The 1,481-nt window shown below is 41.6% G+C and carries 2 protein-coding genes and 1 pseudogene; all 3 read right to left on the bottom strand.

What is annotated here, in order from left to right:
* Window positions 1-656: DUF2586 family protein (locus tag PL77_RS29745; RefSeq protein WP_044213651.1), on the bottom strand; the 656-nt coding region annotated here is incomplete at its 3' end.
* A 5-nt stretch (window positions 657-661) separates the two neighbouring features.
* On the bottom strand, window positions 662-979 hold the full coding sequence (locus PL77_RS29740; RefSeq protein WP_052444848.1) for a hypothetical protein: 318 nt from the start codon (window positions 977-979) through the stop codon (window positions 662-664).
* A 7-nt stretch (window positions 980-986) separates the two neighbouring features.
* Window positions 987-1,481: pseudogene (locus tag PL77_RS32160) on the bottom strand (hypothetical protein); the annotation flags it as partial.

Here is a 1,481-nt window from a genome sequence, read left to right as displayed (position 1 = left end):
GCACCGTGATATTTCCCAATTGCGTCTAACGTACTTGCATAATCGAAATCTTGACCAATAACAAGACTGACATGTGTTGCTTCTACATCAGTAATTGACCTCAAGTCTTCAGCTGTTGCTCCATCACCACCAAAGTGATAACCTTCGAGCAAAACATTTACGGGTTTGAACGTATCGTGTGACCACTCGTAAAGCAATTGAGCTTTAGGAATTGCCTCGCTTACTTTGGTGTCCAACCCATTAACAGGTACAGTAACGTAACCGTCTTCCGGATTAAAACAAACTCCCAACTGCTTGATTTTCCCTTCACCTTCGGAAAGCAATTTTTTAGCATAGACTTCTGCGGTGTCCTCTAATAAATCTGCCAGATCAGTCGTCTGATCCGCAAGCATAATATAGAGTTCCGTTTTAGCGTCCATCATGCGGTAAAACTCTTTGATATGATACCAGACACGCACCTTGTTATCGGTGTCGTACTGCTCATCAAGCCCCAGAGCTTCTGCATCATCCAAAGAGAAGAGGGTCTTTACTTCTCCCAATACAATTTTACCAGCAACAGCAACACCGTGCATCAGAAGGGCGGACACGGCGTCCGAACCTCCCAATGTATTTGCACCAGTCTTGCCACTTTTGATAATTACTCCTTTTGTTGCCATGAGTATTATTCGTTATCGGTTTGAGTTTCAGAATCGGCTGACTCTTCAGTGTCCTCTGACTTCGTTTCGTCAGCCGTTTCTGGTTTCTTTGACGGAGTAGCAGTAGCCTTTGCAGGCTTTGCAGTTTTAGGTTTTACAGATCTCAATTCCTTCTCAAGAATTGGTTTGTACAGTTTTACTAAATCTGTTTTTTTATTGACAGATAATTCAGCAAGATTCTGCTTTGTAAAAAACTCCCCGTCTTTGTTCATAAAAACAACCTCAACACCATGAGACTTCATAATGTCAAAAGCTGTTTTCTTCTGTGCTACTGTTGGTTTCATGGTTTAGTTAGGCTTGAGGTGAAACAATAGCTCCGATGTATTTGCCTGTTTTTGGAATACAGACAAAATAGGTACGGAAGCCAATTTTTGACGAACGACCTTCAGGATCATTTTTAGATTCCGAATAGTACATTTTCGTTTTTGATTTACCTTCACCATCCCCTCGGGCTTTGAGAGTTTTAGGAGCATAGAAAGCTACTGAAGCCATACGGTCAGTGGCACTCGGAATAGAGCCGAATGATTTCTTTTTGTTGAGGTTGTCGTAGTAAACCGCTTCAGCGAATTCGTAGATTTTGAAACCGTACAATTTCAAAACTCTTCCTTCTCTAATGTCCTTGTATTGCTTTTCAAAAGATTCATCCACTGCAAGCAAATCATTGACATGCTCTGGACACAACACAAGCACACGTCTCATTGCAGGGATTTTAGCTTTATCCCAAGCCAACTTTAAAGCACGGATATCAGCAGGTGTTAAACGATTTCTACCTGTTCCATCATCTTC

The sequence above is a fragment of the Flammeovirga sp. OC4 genome, from assembly GCF_000812565.1.
GTDB lineage: Bacteria > Bacteroidota > Bacteroidia > Cytophagales > Flammeovirgaceae > Flammeovirga.
The sequence above is the reverse complement of the archived record's forward strand: the minus strand, read 5'-3'. Positions and strand labels throughout refer to the sequence as shown.